A 15,424-nucleotide genomic window follows, 5' to 3' on the forward strand; every position below is an offset into this window, starting at 1 on the left:
ATGGCAACGGTTTCGCTGAAAAAGCTCACCAAGCGTTACGGCAACATGGAGATCGTGCATGGCATCGATCTCGACATCGCCGACCGCGAGTTCATCGCGCTGGTCGGCCCGTCGGGCTGTGGCAAATCGACGACCTTGCGCATGATCGCAGGCCTCGAGGACATCAGCGGCGGCAACATCGACATCGGCGGCCGCGTGGTCAACGACTTGCCGCCGCGCTCGCGCAACATCTCGATGGTGTTCCAGTCCTACGCGCTCTACCCGCATATGACGGTGCGCGAGAATCTCGGCTTCTCGCTGAAGATCGCGGGCGCCGCCAAGGACGACATGGACCGCCGTGTGGCGGAAGCCTCCGCCATCCTCGGCCTGGACGAACTGCTTGACCGTAGGCCTTCGCAGCTCTCCGGCGGTCAGCGCCAGCGCGTCGCCATGGGCCGCGCCATCGTGCGCGATCCGGATGTCTTCCTGTTCGATGAGCCGCTCTCCAACCTCGACGCCAAGCTGCGCACGCAGATGCGCACCGAGATCAAGAAGCTGCATGCCAAGGTGAAGTCGACGGTGATTTACGTCACCCATGACCAGGTCGAGGCGATGACGCTTGCCGACCGCATCGTCATCATGCGCTCCGGCCATATCGAGCAAGTCGGCACGCCGGACGAGGTGTTCAGCCGTCCCGCCACCCGTTTCGTCGCCGGCTTCATCGGCTCGCCGCCGATGAATTTGCACGAGGCGACCGTCAGCGACGGGCGGCTGGTCTTCAGCGGCGGCGACAGCCTGCCGCTGCCCGGACAGTTCAAATCGAAGACAGCGGCCGGCGACAAGGTAGTGTTCGGCATCCGCCCGGATGATTTCTATCCCACCGGCCACGGCCTGAGCTCGGGCGGCGAAACCGAAGTCCACCGGGTGGATCTGCCGGTCAGCATCACCGAGCCGCTCGGCAACGAAACATTGGTCTTCGCCGAGTTCAACGGCGCCGACTGGGTCTCGCGCATGCTCAATCCCAAGCCGCTGAAAGCCGGCGACAGGATCGGCATGAGCTTCGATCTCAGCCGCGCGCATCTGTTTTCCGCCGAAACCGGCAAGTCGCTTAGGAGCTGAGCATGGCGAAAATCGAGAAGATCGAACTGCGTATGGTCGACCTCGTGCCGAAGGTAAAGCGCACGGACGCCATCCAGAGTTTCGTCAGCCAGGAGACGCCGATCGTCACCATCACCGATTCCGACGGCGCGACCGGCACCGGCTACAGCTACACGATCGGCACCGGCGGCTCGTCGGTGATGCGGCTTCTCGCCGACCATCTCGCGCCGCGCCTGATCGGCCGCGACGCCGACCAGATCGAGGCGATCTGGCACGATCTCGAATTCACCACCCACGCCACCACCATCGGCGCCATCACCGCGATCGCGCTTGCCGTGATCGACACAGCACTTTGGGATCTGCGCGCGAGAAAACAGAACCTGCCGCTCTGGAAGCTCGCCGGCGGCGCCAAGGACCGCTGCCCGCTCTACACCACGGAAGGCGGCTGGCTGCATATCGAGACGCAGGCTTTGGTCGACGACGCGCTGGAAGCGAAGGCCAAGGGTTTTACCGGCTCGAAGGTCAAGATCGGCAAGCCGCACGGCTCGGAGGATTTTTCGCGGCTGTCGGCGGTGCGCAAGGCGGTCGGCGACGGCTACGAGATCATGACCGACTGCAACCAGGGTTTTTCCGTCGACGAGGCGATCCGCCGCGCCGAGCGGCTGCGTGACCTCGATCTCGCCTGGATCGAGGAGCCGCTGCCGGCCGACGACATAGACGGCCATGTGCGGCTGTCGAATTCGACGGCGACGCCGATCGCCGTCGGCGAGTCGCTCTATTCGATCAGGCATTTCCGCGAGTACATGCAGAAAGGCGGCGCCAATATCATTCAGGTCGATGTCGGCCGCATCGGCGGCATCACGCCCTGGCTGAAAGTCGCCCATGCCGCGGAGGCCTTCGACATGCCGGTCTGCCCGCATTTCCTGATGGAGTTGCATGTCAGCCTGGTCTGCGCCATCCAGAACGGCAAATATGTCGAGTATATTCCGCAGCTCGACGAGTTGACGGGCGCCAAGATGCGCATCGAGGATGGCCATGCGCTGGCGCCCAGCGAACCCGGCATCGGCATCGACTGGGACTGGGACGCGGTCAAGGCAAGAAGCATCGCCGAATTCACCACGGCGATCGTGAAATAGGGAGGCGGATATGCAGCGCATGGGAATGGTGTTGGGCCTGAAGCCGGAGAAGGTCGACGAGTATGTCCGCCTTCACGCCGCCGTCTGGCCGGACGTTCTCGCCATGATTTCGGCCTGCAACATCAGGAACTACTCGATCTACCTGAAGCGGCCGGAGAACCTCCTGTTCTCCTATTTCGAGTATCACGGCACCGACTACGCCGCCGACATGGCCAAGATGGCCGCCGACCCGAAGACACAGGAATGGTGGTCGGTCTGCATGCCTTGCCAGGAGCCGCTGGAAACACGCAAGGAATGCGAGTGGTGGGCGACGATGGACGAGGTCTTCCATCATGACTGAGGCCTTCGATCCGGCAGCGCTGGCCCAGTCCTGGCCAAAGCCGTCGAAGCCGCGCCCGATCGTCACCTTCGGCGCCGGCTCGATCGTCGGCGATGCGCATTTTCCCGCCTATCGCAAGGGCGGCTTCCCGATTGCCGGCCTCTACGATCCGGACCAGGCGAAGGCGCAGAAGCTCGCCGAGACATGGGGCGTGACGGCGTTCCGTTCGGTCGAGGAGGCGGCGGTGCAGGACGCGATCTTCGATCTGGCGACCCCGCCCGGTAGGCATGCCGAGGTGCTGAAGGCTCTGCCCGATGGCGCGGTGGCGCTGATCCAGAAGCCGATGGGCAATTATCTCGGCGAGGCGACCGAAATCCTCGAAATCTGCCGCGCCAAGAATCTCAGGGCCGCGGTCAACTTCCAGCTTCGCTTCGCGCCGATGATGCTGGCGCTGAAGGACGCCATCGCCCGCGGATGGCTGGGCCAGGTCGTCGATTTCGATGCGCTGCTGGCGCTCGACACGCCGTGGCAGCTCTGGGAGTTCCTGCTCAAGGCGCCGCGCGTCGAGATCGCCATGCACTCGATCCATTATCTCGACCTGATCCGCCAGCTTCTCGACGATCCGCTGGGCGTCCACGCCAAGACGCTTGGCCATCCCAACCACAAGGTCGCGCAGACCCGCACCAGCGCCATCCTCGACTATGGCGACACGGTGCGCTGTGCACTCTCGATCAACCACGATCACAAATTCGGCCGCCGCTACCAGGCCTGCGAGTTCCGCATCTGCGGCACCGAGGGCGCGGCCTATGTCAAGCTCGGCCTCAACCTCGACTATCCGCGCGGCGAGCCGGACATTCTGGAAATCCATCCGAAAGGCGGGTCGGAGTGGGTCACCGTTCCGCTTGCCGGCGAATGGTTCCCCGATGCCTTTGTCGGCCGCATGGCCAATGTCCAGCGCTTCGCGTCCGGCGAGGACGCCGAGCTTGTCAGCTCCGTCGAGGATGCCTGGCACACCATGGCGCTGGTCGAGGCCGCCTATAAATCGAGCGCCGCGCCGGCGACGCCGCTGGCCGCGAAGCCGTAAGGCCGGACATGGAACAGACCACCTATTTCGAGGATTACGAGATCGGCTCGTCGCGCGTTACCAGCGGCCGCACCATCACCGAGACCGACTTCGTCGTGCATGCCGGCCACACTGGCGATTTCTTCCCGCATCACATGGACGCCGAGTTCATGAAGACGACGCCTTTCGGCCAGCGCATCGCGCATGGCACGCTGGTCTTCTCGGTCGGCGTCGGCCTGACGGCGAGCGTCATCAACCCGGTCGCCTTCTCCTACGGCTACGACCGGCTGCGCTTCATCAAGCCGGTCTTCGTCGGCGACACGATCCGCACGCGCACCACCATCGCGGCCAAGGAAGACGACCCGAAACGGCCAAACGCCGGACGCGTCATCGAACGCGTCGAGGTTTTGAACCAGCGCGACGAGGTCGTGCTGGCCGCGGACCACATCTACATCGTCGAGCGACGGCCCGGCTGAAGGACGGAGATAAAGAATGACTGACATCACAGGCAAGGTCGTGGTCGTCACGGCGGCCGCGCAAGGCATCGGGCGGGCAAGCGCGCTGGCCTTCGCCAGGGCAGGCGCCATCGTCCATGCCACCGACATCAACGAGACGGCCCTGGCCGAGCTCGCCAGGTCGCCGGGCATCACGACGCGCAAGCTCGATGTGCTGAACGACGAGGCGGTGAAAGCCGCCTTTGCCGAGATCGGCCACGTCGACGTGCTGTTCAACTGCGCCGGCTTCGTCCATGCCGGCTCGATCCTGGAGATGAAGGACGAGGACCTCGACTTCGCCTTCAACCTCAATGTGCGCGCCATGATCCGCACGATCCGCGCCGTGCTGCCCGGCATGCTGGAGCGCGGCGACGGCGCGATCATCAACATGGCCTCGGTCGCCGGCGCCCCGAAGGGCGTGCCGAACCGTTTTGCCTATGGCGTGACCAAGGCGGCCGTCATCGGTCTCACCAAGTCGATCGCGGCCGACTATGTCGCCAAGGGCATACGCTGCAACGCCATCTGCCCAGGCACGGTCGAAAGCCCCTCGCTTCAGGGCCGCATGCAGGCGCAGGGCGACTATGAAGCGGCGCGCGCGGCCTTCATCGCCCGCCAGCCGATGGGCAGGATCGGCACGCCGGAAGAGATCGCCGACCTAGCCGTCTATCTCGCCGGCGCCACTTATACGACGGGACAGGCCTACAACATCGACGGCGGCTGGTCGATCTGAGGCCGTTACGGCGGTCCAATGACGAGCACGAGGCAGCAATGACGAAAATCACGGACCTCAGAACCTTCGACCTGCGCTTCCCGACGTCGCAAAGCCTCGATGGCTCCGACGCGATGAACCCGGATCCTGACTACTCGGCCGCCTATGTCATCCTCGACACCGATGTCCCGTCGCTGAAGGGCCATGGCCTCACCTTCACCATCGGCCGCGGCAACGAGATCTGCTGCGCGGCGATCGAGGCGCTGCGCCATCTCGTCGTCGGGCTCGATCTTGACTGGGTGAAAGAGGACCCCGGCCGTTTCTGGCATCACGTGACCGGCGACAGCCAGTTGCGCTGGATCGGGCCGGACAAGGGCGCCATGCATCTCGCAGTCGGCGCGGTGGTCAACGCGGTGTGGGATCTCTGGGCCAAGGAAGCCGGCAAGCCGGTCTGGCGGCTCGTCGCCGAGATGAGCCCGGAAGAAATCCTGCGCATCGTCGACTTCCGCTATCTCACCGACGCCATCACGCCCGCTGAAGCACTGGCAATCCTGAGGAAGGCCGAGGCCGGCAAGGCTGAGCGCATCGCCACGCTCGAGCGCGAGGGCTATGCCTGCTACACCACCTCGGCCGGCTGGCTCGGCTATCCCGACGACAAGCTCAGGCGTCTCTGCCAGGAAGCGGTCGACGATGGCTTCAACCACATCAAGCTGAAGGTCGGCCGCGACCGCGCCGACGACATCCGCCGCTTGCGGATCGCCCGCGAGGTCATCGGCCCGGACCGCTATCTGATGATCGACGCCAACCAGGTCTGGGAGGTCGACCAGGCGATCGATTGGCTGAAGGACCTTGCCTTCGCCGAGCCCTTCTTCATCGAGGAGCCGACCAGTCCCGACGATGTCGCCGGCCACGCCAAGATCCGCAAGGCTGTCGCGCCGATCAAGGTCGCGACCGGCGAGATGTGCCAGAACCGCATCATGTTCAAGCAGTTCATCGCCGGCGGCGCGATCGATGTGGTGCAGATCGATTCCTGCCGCATGGGCGGGCTGAACGAAGTGCTGGCGGTGCTGCTGATCGCCGCCAAGTTCGGCCTGCCGGTCTGGCCGCATGCCGGCGGCGTCGGCTTGTGCGAATATGTCCAGCATCTGTCGATGATCGACTATGTCGCCGTGTCAGGCAGCAAGGACGGGCGCGTCATCGAATATGTCGATCATTTGCACGAGCATTTCATCGAGCCCTGCGTGATCCGCGATGCCGCCTATATGCCGCCCCAGTCGCCCGGCTTCTCGATCGAGATGAAGGCGAAGTCGATCGAGGATTACCTGCACCGCGCCTGACATCGGTGCCCGTGATCGCGATGGTGCCGCTGGGCCGACCAGCCGCGAATCGGCTATGCCTGTGGCATGCAGGAAACCTCCCTCTATGAGCCGGTGAAGCGGTTTCTCGAGAGCATGGATTTCGCCGTCAAGGGCGAGGTCGGCGGCTGCGACGTGGTCGGCGTGCGCGCCGGCGAGCCGCCGGTCGTCGTCATCTGCGAGCTCAAGCTGCAATTCAACCTCGAGCTCGTCCTGCAAGCCGTCGACCGCGCGGCGGCCTGTGACGAGGTGTGGCTCGCCGCCTTGATGTCGGCGCGCGGCAAGGGCCGGGAGCACGACCGACGCTTTCGCGCGCTTTGCCGCCGCCTCGGCTTCGGCCTGCTGGGCGTCGGGAAGAAGGGCGAGGTGGAGCTGCTGCTCAGTCCCGCCGCCCTGCCGCCGCGACGCGACCCGCGCCGGCGCTCGCGCTTGGTCGAGGAACATCACCGCCGCAAGGGCGATCCGTCCGTCGGCGGCAGCACGCGCAAGAAGCCGATCATGACCGCCTACCGGCAGGAGGCGCTGGCCTGCGCCGCCGCGATGGCCGACGGCCCGAAACGGCCGCGCGACCTGAAGACGCTTTCGCCGCGCGCCGCGAGCATCCTGCAGCACAATTACTATGGCTGGTTCGCCCGCGCCGAGCGCGGCATCTACGCGCTGACGGAAGCCGGCCTCGCGGCGATCGCACCCGCGGCAGTGGCCCTATAAACCATCGCGTGGCGAAAAACTCGCCGGCTTACCATTCGGCAAACGAACCGTCCTTGTGGCGCCAGACCGGGTTGCGCCAGCGATGCCCTTCCCTGGCACGCTCCTTCACATGATCCTCGTCGATCTCGACGCCCAAACCGGGTCCGTCGGGGATCGCGACATAACCATCTTCGTAGCGGAACACGTCCTTGTTGGCGGCATAGTCGAGCAGGTCGTTGCCGGCATTGTAGTGGATGCCAAGGCTCTGCTCCTGGATGAAGCAATTGTAGCTCACGGCGTCGAGTTGCAGGCATGCGGCCAGCGCGATGGGCCCCAGCGGACAATGCGGCGCGACCGCCACGTCATAGGCTTCTGCCATTGCCGCGATCTTGCGGCATTCGGTGATGCCGCCGGCATGGGAGAGATCCGGCTGGATGATGTCGACGACAGCCTCCTCGAACACCGGCTTGAAGTCCCAGCGGCTGTAGAGCCGCTCGCCGAGCGCGATCGGCGTCGAGCCGAGCGCGGCGATCTCCTTCAGCGCCTCGCGGTTTTCGCTGAGCACCGGTTCCTCGATGAACATCAGCCGGTAGGGCTCCAGTTCCTTGACCAGGATGCGCGCCATCGGCCGGTGCACGCGGCCATGGAAATCGACCGCAATGCCGATATTGGGGCCGACGGCTTCGCGCACCATGGCGACGCGCTCGACCGCGGCGTCGATCCTGTCGTGGCTGTCGACGATCTGCAGTTCCTCGGTGCCGTTCATCTTGAGCGCCTGGAAGCCGCGCGCCACCACGTCCCTGGCGCCGGCGGCGACTTCCGCCGGCCGGTCGCCGCCGATCCAGGAATAGACCTTGATCGTCTCGCGCAGCTTGCCGCCGAGCAGCTCGTGCACCGGGACACCGAGCGCCTTGCCCTTGATGTCCCACAGCGCCTGGTCGATGCCGGCGATGGCGCTCATCAGGATCGGCCCGCCGCGATAGAAGCCGCCGCGATGGATGACGGTCCAATGATCCTCGATCAGACGCGGGTCCTTGCCGATCAGATAGTCGGCCAGTTCCTTGACCGCCGCTTCGACCGTCAGCGCCTTGCCTTCGACCACAGGCTCGCCCCAGCCGCTGATGCCGGCATCGGTCTCCACCTTGAGGAACAGCCAGCGCGGCGGAACGATATAGGTGGTCAGAGCGGTGATCTTCATGCCGGTCTCAGTTGTTCTTCAGTTTCTTGGCGCTGACAAGGTCGCGTGCGGCGAGATCGAGTATCTTGTTGGCCGCATTGCGCGCGGCGACGGCGTCGCGCATGCGCAGCGCCTCGACGACCTCGCCATGCGCCGCAGCCGCTTCCTTGCGCCGGACCGGCGAGATCGTCGCGGTGGCTTCCAGCGAAAACAGCAAAGCCGTGTCGATCAGCTTGCCGATCTGGCGGAAGATCGGGTTGTGGCTGGCGCCATAGACGATCTGGTGGAAGACGATGTCCGAGCGCGAGAATTGCGTCAGATCCTCGCCGGCGCCGGCCATGCCTTGCCAGGCCGCTTCGAGGTCGGCGATCTCCTGCAGCGTCGCGCGTGTCGCCGCGAGTTCCGCGACCAGCGGCTCGATGGCGCGGCGGGTCTCGAGGATCGCGTCGAACAGCTTGTCGTCCAACGCATGCGGCACATGCCAGGCCAGCACCTGCGGATCGATGATGTTCCAATTGTCCTGGTCGCACACCACCGTGCCGATGCGCGGCCGGGACAGCACCAGGCCTTTGGCCGCCAGCACTTTTAGCGCCTCGCGGATCACAGTGCGGCTGACGCCATATTCGACGCCCAGTTCATTCTCGGTCGGCAGCGATGACCCCGCCGGATAGCGGCCGGAGAAGATGTCGGAGGCGAGCGCCTTGGTCACGTCGGGCATGACGCGCGGGCGACGCGCCGTCTCGCGCTCTTGCTTGTCCTCGTCAGCCTTCTTCGGTGTTTCGTTCACCTCAGCCCCTCCTCCAAGGCAGCGAACCCTTCGGTTTGCGCGCAATTGGTCCGGCCTTAGCGGATGCGAGTGATTTGCGCCAGCGACCACTTGTCGGACTATCTATCTCATTTATCATACCAGATCAATTGACGGGTATGATAAAATTGACTACACACGATCAATCCGGGCTGAGCGCCCGGCCGTTTGCTGGGAGGTAATCATGCGACTTTTGAAAACCGCGCTCGTCGCGGGTGCTCTCGCCGTCTTGTCGGTCACCACGATCGCGTCGGCCTACGCTCAGGACAACAAGATCGGCTTCATCGTCAAACAGCCCGAGGAGCCCTGGTTCCAGGACGAATGGAAATTCGCCGACCAGGCTGCCAAGGAGAAGGGTTTCACCCTCGTCAAGATCGGCGCCGAGGACGGCGAGAAGCTGATGTCGGCGATCGACAATCTGGGAGCTCAAGGAGCGCAGGGCTTCGTCGTCTGCACGCCGGACGTCAAGCTCGGCCCGGGCATCGTCGCCAAGGCCGCCGCCAACAATCTCAAGCTAATGACGGTGGACGACCGTCTCGTCGGCGCCGACGGCAAGCCGCTGGAAGACGTGCCGCATATGGGCATCTCCGCCACCAAGATCGGCGAGGCGGTCGGTCAGGCGATCGTCGACGAGATGAAGGCGCGCGGCTGGAAGATGGACGAGGTCGGCGCGATCCGCGTTTCATACGACCAGCTGCCGACCGCCGTGGACCGCGTCGAGGGCGCGATCTCGGTGCTGAAGGCAGCCGGCTTCAAGGCGGAAAACATCTTCGACGCGCCGCAGGCCAAGACCGATACCGAAGCCGCGCTCAACGCCGCGACGGTTGTGCTAAACGCCCATGCCGGCATCAAGAAGTGGATCGCCTTCGGCCTCAATGACGAGGCGGTGCTGGGCGCCGTGCGCGCGTCCGAAAGCGTCGGCATTTCGGCCGACGGCGTGATCGGCGTCGGCATCGGCGGCGCGGAATCGGCGATCAACGAGTTCAAGAAGCCCGCCGCCACCGGTTTCGTCGGCACGGTGATCATCTCGCCCAAGCGCCACGGCTACGAGACGGCGCTCGACATGTATGACTGGATCGCCAACAACAAGGAGCCGGCTAAGCTGACGCTGACTGCCGGCGCGCTGGCCAAGCGCGACGACTACCAGAAGGTGCGCAAGGACCTCGGCATCGAATAGTCCTCCCTGTACAAACGGGCGGGGGCTTGATGCCGCCGCCCGTTTGGCATGCTCAAGAAGGATCGAGGCCCGTGTCCTTTCTCGAATTCTCCAACATCACCAAGACCTATCCTGGCGTCAGAGCCTTGTCGGATGTGTCGTTCGGCGTCGAAAAGGGCGCCGTGCACGGGCTGATGGGCGAGAACGGCGCCGGCAAATCGACCCTTATCAAGATCCTGTCCGGCGACCAGCATGCCGATGCCGGGGAGGTACGCATCGACGGCAAGGTCCAGGCCTATGCTTCGACCAGGAACGCCTTCGACAACGGCGTGATCGTCATCCACCAGGAACTGCAGCTGGTGCCGGAGCTGACCGTCGCCGAGAATCTCAGCCTCGGTCGGTTTCCAGCAAGCGCCGGCGTGATCGCCCGCCGCCGCATGCTCGACGATGTCGGCGCCAAGCTGAAATCTGCCGGCATCGACATCGACATGCGCCGCAAGGTCAAGACGCTGTCGATCGGCGAGCGCCAGATGGTCGAGATCGCCAAGGCGGTGATGCTCGACGCCCGCGTCATTGCGCTTGACGAGCCGACCTCGTCGCTGTCCTCGCGCGAAAGCGAGATCCTGTTTAAGCTGATCGACCGGCTGCGCGGCGAGGGCAAGGTCATCATCTATGTCTCGCACCGCCTCGACGAAGTGTTCCGGCTCTGCGACAGCCTGACGGTGCTGCGCGACGGCAAGCTTGCCGCGCATCACCGATCGCTCAAAGGTGTGACGCGCGACCAGGTCGTGGCCGAGATGGTCGGCCGCGAAATCTCCGACATCTGGGGTTTTCGCCCGCGCAAGGCCGGCGAGGTTCGCCTCAAGGTCGATGGCTTGAGCGGCGCCCGGCTGCGCACGCCGGCAAGCTTCGAAGCCCGCGCCGGCGAGATCGTCGGCTTCTTCGGCCTGATCGGCGCCGGACGCTCGGAACTTATGCGGCTGGTCTTCGGCGCCGACCCGCGCTCTGGCGGCACGATCGCCGTCGACGGCAAAGCGATTGCCGCCGACAGCCCGCATGACGCGATCCGCGCCGGCATCGTGCTCTGCTCGGAAGACCGCAAGCATGACGGCATCATCCAGGGCCGCTCGATCGAGGAGAACATCAACATCTCGTCCAGGCGCCATCACACGCGCTTCGGCGTGCTGAGCCGCGCCAGCGAGATCGAGACCGCCGAAACCTTCATCAAGAAGCTCAAGGTGCGCACGCCGTCGCGCAAGCAGGACATCGTCAACCTCTCCGGCGGCAACCAGCAGAAGGTCATCCTCGGCCGCTGGCTGTCCGAGCAGGACATACGCGTTTTGATCGTCGACGAGCCGACGCGCGGCATCGATGTCGGCGCCAAGTCGGAAATCTACGAGCTGCTCTACCAGCTCGCCGAGGACGGCATGGCGATCATCGTCGTCTCCTCCGAGCTGCCGGAGGTGATGGGCATCTGCGATCGCATCCTGGTGATGTGCGGCGGGCGCATCAGCGCCGAGCTCGCGCGCGGCCAGTTCGCCGAAAGGGCGATCCTGGCGGCCGCGCTCCCCGACAAGAAAACCCCCGACGCGATCGCATCCTGAGGATTTGTAATGACCGATCGATTGAAGAAGATCCTGCTCGGCGAACAAGGCCTCGTCGTCATCTTCATCGTCGCTTTCGCGCTGGTGTCGCTGCTCGTGCCGAACTTCCTCACCGACCGCAACATGCTGGGCCTGCTGCAGTCCGTGGTCACCGTCGGCATCGTCGCCTGCACGATGATGTTCTGTCTCGCGGCGCGCGACTTCGACCTGTCGGTCGGCTCCATCGTCGCCTTTGCCGGCATGGTCGCGGTGATGGCCTCGAACGCAACCGGCTCGATCCTGCTCGGCCTGCTCGCAGCCATCGCCTGCGGCGCCGTCGTCGGCTGGATCAACGGCGTCGTCATCGCCAAGTTCCGGATCAACGCCCTGATCACCACTCTGGCCACCATGCAGATCGTGCGCGGCTTCGCGCTGATCTCCTCGGACGGCAGAGCGGTGGGCATCAACAGCCCGGATTTCTATCAGCTTGCCCTGTCGAAGCTGCTAGGCATCCCGACGCCAATCTGGGTGCTGGCGGTGCTCTTCGCCATCTTCGGCTTCGTGCTCAACAGCACGGTCTTCGGCAAGAACACGCTGGCCATCGGCGGCAATCCGGAGGCCTCGCGGCTGGCCGGCGTCAATGTCGACCGGACGCGCATCTGGATCTTCACGCTGCAGGGCGTGGTCTGCGGCATCGCCGGCATCCTGCTTGCCTCGCGCATCACCTCCGGCCAGCCCAACGCCGCGGTGGGCCTGGAGCTTTCGGTCATCTCGGCCTGCGTGCTCGGCGGCGTCTCGCTGGCCGGCGGCAGGGCGACGATGTCGGGCGTCATCGTCGGCGTGCTGATCATGGGCATCGCCGAGAACGCCATGAACCTGCTCAACATCCCGGCCTTCTACCAATATATCGTCAGGGGCGTGATCCTGCTCCTGGCCGTGCTGCTCGACAATCTGCGCTCCTCCGCATTGGGGCGGCGCTGATGGGACGGCTCTCCGGAAAACGCATCTTCCTCACCGGCGCCGCGCAAGGCATCGGCTATGCCATCGCCGAGGCCTGCCTGCGCGAGAAGGCCGAGCTGTTCCTGGTCGACCGCGACGCGGAGCTGCTTGCCGAAAGCGCCGGCCGTTTGGGCAAGGTCGCGCATGTCGCTGCCGACATCGCCGACGCCCAGGCAATCGACGCCGCAATGCAGGCGGCGGCAAAGGCCATCGGCCCGATCAACGCCGTCATCAACAATGCCGGAGTCAATGTCTTCTCGACGCCGCTCGAGGCCACCGAGCACGACTGGACGCGCAATCTCGACGTCAATGTGAAGGGCGCCTGGCACTGCGCCAAGGCGGCGCTGCCGGGGATGATCGGGCAGGGTGGCGGTGTGATCCTCAACATCGCCTCCACCCACGCCTTCACCATCATCCCGCACACCTTTCCCTATCCCGTCGCCAAGCATGCGCTGCTCGGCCTGACCAAATCGCTGGCGATCGAATATGCCGGCAACAATATTCGCGTGAACGCGCTGGCGCCCGGTTATGTCGCCACGCAGAAGGTCATCGACTACTGGAACAGTTTCGACGATCCGGAGGCCGCGCGCGCCAAGACGCTGGCGCTGCATCCAGGCGGGCGCATCGCGACGCCCGAAGAAATCGCCATGGCGACGGTTTTCCTCGTCTCCGACGAATGCCCCTTCATCAACGCCGCCTGCCTCGTCGCGGATGGCGGCCTGAGCGTGCTTCACCACCCCTGACACAAGCCATAGATCGGAGGATAAAATGGCAAATGATGTCTTCGCAAAATCCCTGTCGGCAGGCCGGCAAGCACTTGCGCTCGGTGCAAGCGGCTCTCGCTCATTTCGACCGTTGACTCGCCTTCCGGTCTGTGCAGAAATTGGTTGGACCATTGAACCACTTTAGGCGCAGCCTGCTTGACCGATCTTTTGCCCCCGATCCAGACGACGGCCCGCGATGACGCGGTGCTGAAAGCGTTGGCGGGGTTCGTGCGGCAGGAGGCTCTTGGCCCGGGCGAAAAACTGCCGACGGAGCGCATCCTCGCCGAGCGCCTCAAGGTCAGCCGCAACACGGTGCGCGAGGCCCTGACCCGCTGGGAGGGGCTCGGCCTTGTCGAACGGCGGCAGGGCTCGGGCACCTATCTCAAGGCCGCCGTCTCGCCCGACATGCTGCACATGCCGCTGACATTGGCCGGCGGCAATGATTTCGCCGGCCTGATGGCGACGCTGGAAATCCGCCGCGCGCTGGAGGCGGAGGCGGCGGCGCTTTGCGCCATTCGCGCCGGCAAGGCCGAGATCGCCGAGATCGAGCGCAAGCTCGACCTCATGGAGGAGGCCTTCCGCACCCGCGCCGGCATGTCTTCGGACGAGGATTGGGAATTCCACCAGGCGGTCTTCCGCGCCTCCGGCAACCCGCTGTTCGAGCAGATCATCGCCGCCATGTACGAGATGTTCCACCGCTTCTGGGAACATCCGCTCGGCGTGCGCGATTTCGGCCACGCCAGCTTCCCCTATCACCGCACCATCTTCGACCGCATCGCAGCGCATGATCCGGACGGCGCTCGCGCCGAGGCGCTGAAGCTGATCGCCACCGTCGAGGACGATCTGAAGCGCGGCGCCGCCAACCTCAAACTTTCGGACCGCAGATGAACGAGCAGCCCAACACCTTCGATCCGGCCTCCCTGGCCAGCGACTATCTCGGCGACGCGGCGACGCTGCTGGCGCATGACGATCCGTTCCCCGGCGGCGCGGTGGTGCCGCCGATCTACCAGACGTCGCTGTTCACCTTCGCCAATTACGCCGACATGGCCGACACCTTCGCCGGCAGGAGAAAGCAGCCGATCTATTCGCGCGGCGACAACCCGACGGTGATGGAGTTCGAGGCGCGCGTGGCGGCCTTGGAAGGTGCGGAAGCCGCGCGCGGCTTCTCGAGCGGTATGGCGGCCATCAGCGCCACCGTGCTCGCCTTCGTCGGCGCCGGCGAGCGCATGGTGGCCGTGCGCAACTGCTATGGCGATGCCTACCGGCTGTTCGAACGCCTGTTTCCGCGCCTCCATATCAAGGTCGACTATGTCGACGGCTCGGATCCCGACGCGGTTGCGGCCGCGCTTCCCGGCGCCAAGCTGCTCTATCTCGAAAGCCCGACCTCGATGATGTTCGAGCTGCAGGATCTTGAGCATCTGACGCGGCTGGCGAAGGAGCAGGGCATTGTCACTACGATAGACAATTCCTGGGCGACGCCCGTCTTCCAGAAGCCGATCTCGCATGGCGTCGACCTGGTGCTGCATTCGGCCTCGAAATATCTGGGCGGCCACAGCGACACCGTCGCCGGCGTGGTGGCGGGCTCGGCCGCCCACATCAAGCACATCAACGAGCAGACCTATTCGCAGCTTGGCGGCAAGCTGTCGCCCTTCGAAGGCTGGCTCTTGCTGCGCGGCCTGCGCACGCTGCCGCTTCGCCTGCCGCACCACATGAAGAGCGGGCTCATCCTCGCCGAGCGGCTGAAGGCGCATGGCAAGGTCGAGCGGGTCAACCACCCCGCCTATTCCAACCATCCCGGCAAGAAGACCTTAGCCGGCTATGCCGGGCTGTTCTCGTTCGAGGTCACCGAGGATGTCGACATCCCGGCCTTCGTCGATGCGCTGAAATATTTCCGCATCGGCGTCAGCTGGGGCGGCCATGAAAGCCTAGTCGTGCCGGCAATGGCCTCGCTCGAGCAGACGCCGGGCATCAATTCGATGGCGCGCTTCGGCGTCAGCCCCCGAACCATCCGCTTCAATGTCGGATTGGAAAATGTCGAGGATCTCTGGGCTGACATCACCCAGGCCTTCGACAAGTCAAAAAAATAACGAGTGTACAAAA

At 64.8% G+C, this 15,424-nt stretch carries 16 protein-coding genes; 14 read left to right on the plus strand and 2 right to left on the minus strand.

Annotation, left to right across the window (positions count from 1 at the left end; all coding sequences use genetic code 11):
* The 8 genes from ugpC (at nt 1) to EOA23_RS02605 (ending at nt 6,861) form a co-directional block, all read left to right on the plus strand.
* Nucleotides 1-1,098: a sn-glycerol-3-phosphate ABC transporter ATP-binding protein UgpC gene (ugpC, locus tag EOA23_RS02570; protein ID WP_127302796.1), complete on the plus strand. Its 1,098-nt coding sequence runs from the start codon at nt 1-3 to the stop codon at nt 1,096-1,098.
* A 2-nt stretch (nt 1,099-1,100) separates the two neighbouring features.
* Nucleotides 1,101-2,213, plus strand: coding sequence for a mandelate racemase/muconate lactonizing enzyme family protein (locus EOA23_RS02575; RefSeq protein ID WP_127302797.1), 1,113 nt, complete (start codon nt 1,101-1,103; stop codon nt 2,211-2,213).
* 10 nt (nt 2,214-2,223) lie between these two features.
* Nucleotides 2,224-2,553, plus strand: coding sequence for an L-rhamnose mutarotase (locus EOA23_RS02580; protein ID WP_127302798.1), 330 nt, complete (start codon nt 2,224-2,226; stop codon nt 2,551-2,553).
* Nucleotides 2,546-3,616 carry a Gfo/Idh/MocA family oxidoreductase gene (locus EOA23_RS02585; RefSeq protein ID WP_127302799.1) on the plus strand — a complete coding sequence of 357 codons (1,071 nt, stop codon included), beginning with the start codon at nt 2,546-2,548 and terminating at the stop codon, nt 3,614-3,616. Before EOA23_RS02580 ends, EOA23_RS02585 begins: the two co-directional genes overlap by 8 nt.
* Before the next feature lie 8 nt (nt 3,617-3,624).
* Nucleotides 3,625-4,071, plus strand: coding sequence for a MaoC/PaaZ C-terminal domain-containing protein (locus tag EOA23_RS02590; RefSeq protein ID WP_127302800.1), 447 nt, complete (start codon nt 3,625-3,627; stop codon nt 4,069-4,071).
* A gap of 16 nt (nt 4,072-4,087) precedes the next feature.
* Nucleotides 4,088-4,819 (plus strand): SDR family oxidoreductase, encoded by a 732-nt coding sequence (locus EOA23_RS02595; protein ID WP_127302801.1) that lies wholly within the window; start codon nt 4,088-4,090, stop codon nt 4,817-4,819.
* A 38-nt stretch (nt 4,820-4,857) separates the two neighbouring features.
* A complete protein-coding gene (locus tag EOA23_RS02600) occupies nt 4,858-6,135 on the plus strand; it encodes an L-fuconate dehydratase (protein ID WP_127302802.1) in 1,278 nt (425 codons plus the stop codon).
* Between the two features lie 66 nt (nt 6,136-6,201).
* Nucleotides 6,202-6,861: a DUF2161 family putative PD-(D/E)XK-type phosphodiesterase gene (locus EOA23_RS02605; protein WP_127302803.1), complete on the plus strand. Its 660-nt coding sequence runs from the start codon at nt 6,202-6,204 to the stop codon at nt 6,859-6,861.
* Nucleotides 6,862-6,889: 28 nt separating this feature from the next.
* Here the strand turns inward: EOA23_RS02605 and dgoD are convergent, their stop codons facing one another.
* Both dgoD and EOA23_RS02615 read right to left on the minus strand, forming a co-directional pair.
* The gene (gene dgoD / locus EOA23_RS02610; RefSeq protein ID WP_127302804.1) at nt 6,890-8,038 is read right to left on the minus strand and encodes a galactonate dehydratase; all 1,149 of its coding nucleotides are present in this window, start codon (nt 8,036-8,038) and stop codon (nt 6,890-6,892) included.
* 7 nt (nt 8,039-8,045) lie between these two features.
* Nucleotides 8,046-8,735 carry a FadR/GntR family transcriptional regulator gene (locus tag EOA23_RS02615; protein WP_127302829.1) on the minus strand — a complete coding sequence of 230 codons (690 nt, stop codon included), beginning with the start codon at nt 8,733-8,735 and terminating at the stop codon, nt 8,046-8,048.
* Nucleotides 8,736-9,006: 271 nt separating this feature from the next.
* Between EOA23_RS02615 and EOA23_RS02620 the strand changes: the two genes are divergently transcribed.
* The 6 genes from EOA23_RS02620 (at nt 9,007) to EOA23_RS02645 (ending at nt 15,411) form a co-directional block, all read left to right on the plus strand.
* Nucleotides 9,007-9,999 carry an arabinose ABC transporter substrate-binding protein gene (locus EOA23_RS02620; protein WP_127302805.1) on the plus strand — a complete coding sequence of 331 codons (993 nt, stop codon included), beginning with the start codon at nt 9,007-9,009 and terminating at the stop codon, nt 9,997-9,999.
* A 71-nt stretch (nt 10,000-10,070) separates the two neighbouring features.
* Nucleotides 10,071-11,582 (plus strand): L-arabinose ABC transporter ATP-binding protein AraG, encoded by a 1,512-nt coding sequence (araG, locus tag EOA23_RS02625; RefSeq protein WP_127302806.1) that lies wholly within the window; start codon nt 10,071-10,073, stop codon nt 11,580-11,582.
* Between the two features lie 9 nt (nt 11,583-11,591).
* On the plus strand, nt 11,592-12,542 hold the full coding sequence (gene araH / locus EOA23_RS02630; protein WP_127302807.1) for an L-arabinose ABC transporter permease AraH: 951 nt from the start codon (nt 11,592-11,594) through the stop codon (nt 12,540-12,542).
* Nucleotides 12,539-13,303 (plus strand): SDR family oxidoreductase, encoded by a 765-nt coding sequence (locus EOA23_RS02635; RefSeq protein ID WP_127302830.1) that lies wholly within the window; start codon nt 12,539-12,541, stop codon nt 13,301-13,303. Before araH ends, EOA23_RS02635 begins: the two co-directional genes overlap by 4 nt.
* 177 nt (nt 13,304-13,480) lie before the next feature.
* Nucleotides 13,481-14,212, plus strand: a complete 732-nt coding sequence (locus tag EOA23_RS02640; RefSeq protein ID WP_127302808.1) for a FadR/GntR family transcriptional regulator — start codon at nt 13,481-13,483, stop codon at nt 14,210-14,212.
* Nucleotides 14,209-15,411 (plus strand): PLP-dependent transferase, encoded by a 1,203-nt coding sequence (locus tag EOA23_RS02645; RefSeq protein ID WP_127302809.1) that lies wholly within the window; start codon nt 14,209-14,211, stop codon nt 15,409-15,411. Before EOA23_RS02640 ends, EOA23_RS02645 begins: the two co-directional genes overlap by 4 nt.
* The last annotated feature ends 13 nt before the right edge of the window (nt 15,412-15,424 follow it).

This window comes from Mesorhizobium sp. M2A.F.Ca.ET.042.01.1.1 (assembly GCF_003997405.1).
GTDB lineage: Bacteria > Pseudomonadota > Alphaproteobacteria > Rhizobiales > Rhizobiaceae > Mesorhizobium.

Bases quoted from the DNA above. Each gene is read 5' to 3' on its own strand.
- ugpC (WP_127302796.1), top strand. From the start codon at position 1: ATGGCAACGGTTTCGCTGAAAAAGCTCACCAAGCGTTACGGCAACATG.
- EOA23_RS02575 (WP_127302797.1), top strand. From the start codon at position 1,101: ATGGCGAAAATCGAGAAGATCGAACTGCGTATGGTCGACCTCGTGCCG.
- EOA23_RS02580 (WP_127302798.1), top strand. From the start codon at position 2,224: ATGCAGCGCATGGGAATGGTGTTGGGCCTGAAGCCGGAGAAGGTCGAC.
- EOA23_RS02585 (WP_127302799.1), top strand. From the start codon at position 2,546: ATGACTGAGGCCTTCGATCCGGCAGCGCTGGCCCAGTCCTGGCCAAAG.
- EOA23_RS02590 (WP_127302800.1), top strand. From the start codon at position 3,625: ATGGAACAGACCACCTATTTCGAGGATTACGAGATCGGCTCGTCGCGC.
- EOA23_RS02595 (WP_127302801.1), top strand. From the start codon at position 4,088: ATGACTGACATCACAGGCAAGGTCGTGGTCGTCACGGCGGCCGCGCAA.
- EOA23_RS02600 (WP_127302802.1), top strand. From the start codon at position 4,858: ATGACGAAAATCACGGACCTCAGAACCTTCGACCTGCGCTTCCCGACG.
- EOA23_RS02605 (WP_127302803.1), top strand. From the start codon at position 6,202: ATGCAGGAAACCTCCCTCTATGAGCCGGTGAAGCGGTTTCTCGAGAGC.
- dgoD (WP_127302804.1), bottom strand. From the start codon at position 8,038: ATGAAGATCACCGCTCTGACCACCTATATCGTTCCGCCGCGCTGGCTG.
- EOA23_RS02615 (WP_127302829.1), bottom strand. From the start codon at position 8,735: ATGCCCGACGTGACCAAGGCGCTCGCCTCCGACATCTTCTCCGGCCGC.
- EOA23_RS02620 (WP_127302805.1), top strand. From the start codon at position 9,007: ATGCGACTTTTGAAAACCGCGCTCGTCGCGGGTGCTCTCGCCGTCTTG.
- araH (WP_127302807.1), top strand. From the start codon at position 11,592: ATGACCGATCGATTGAAGAAGATCCTGCTCGGCGAACAAGGCCTCGTC.
- EOA23_RS02645 (WP_127302809.1), top strand. From the start codon at position 14,209: ATGAACGAGCAGCCCAACACCTTCGATCCGGCCTCCCTGGCCAGCGAC.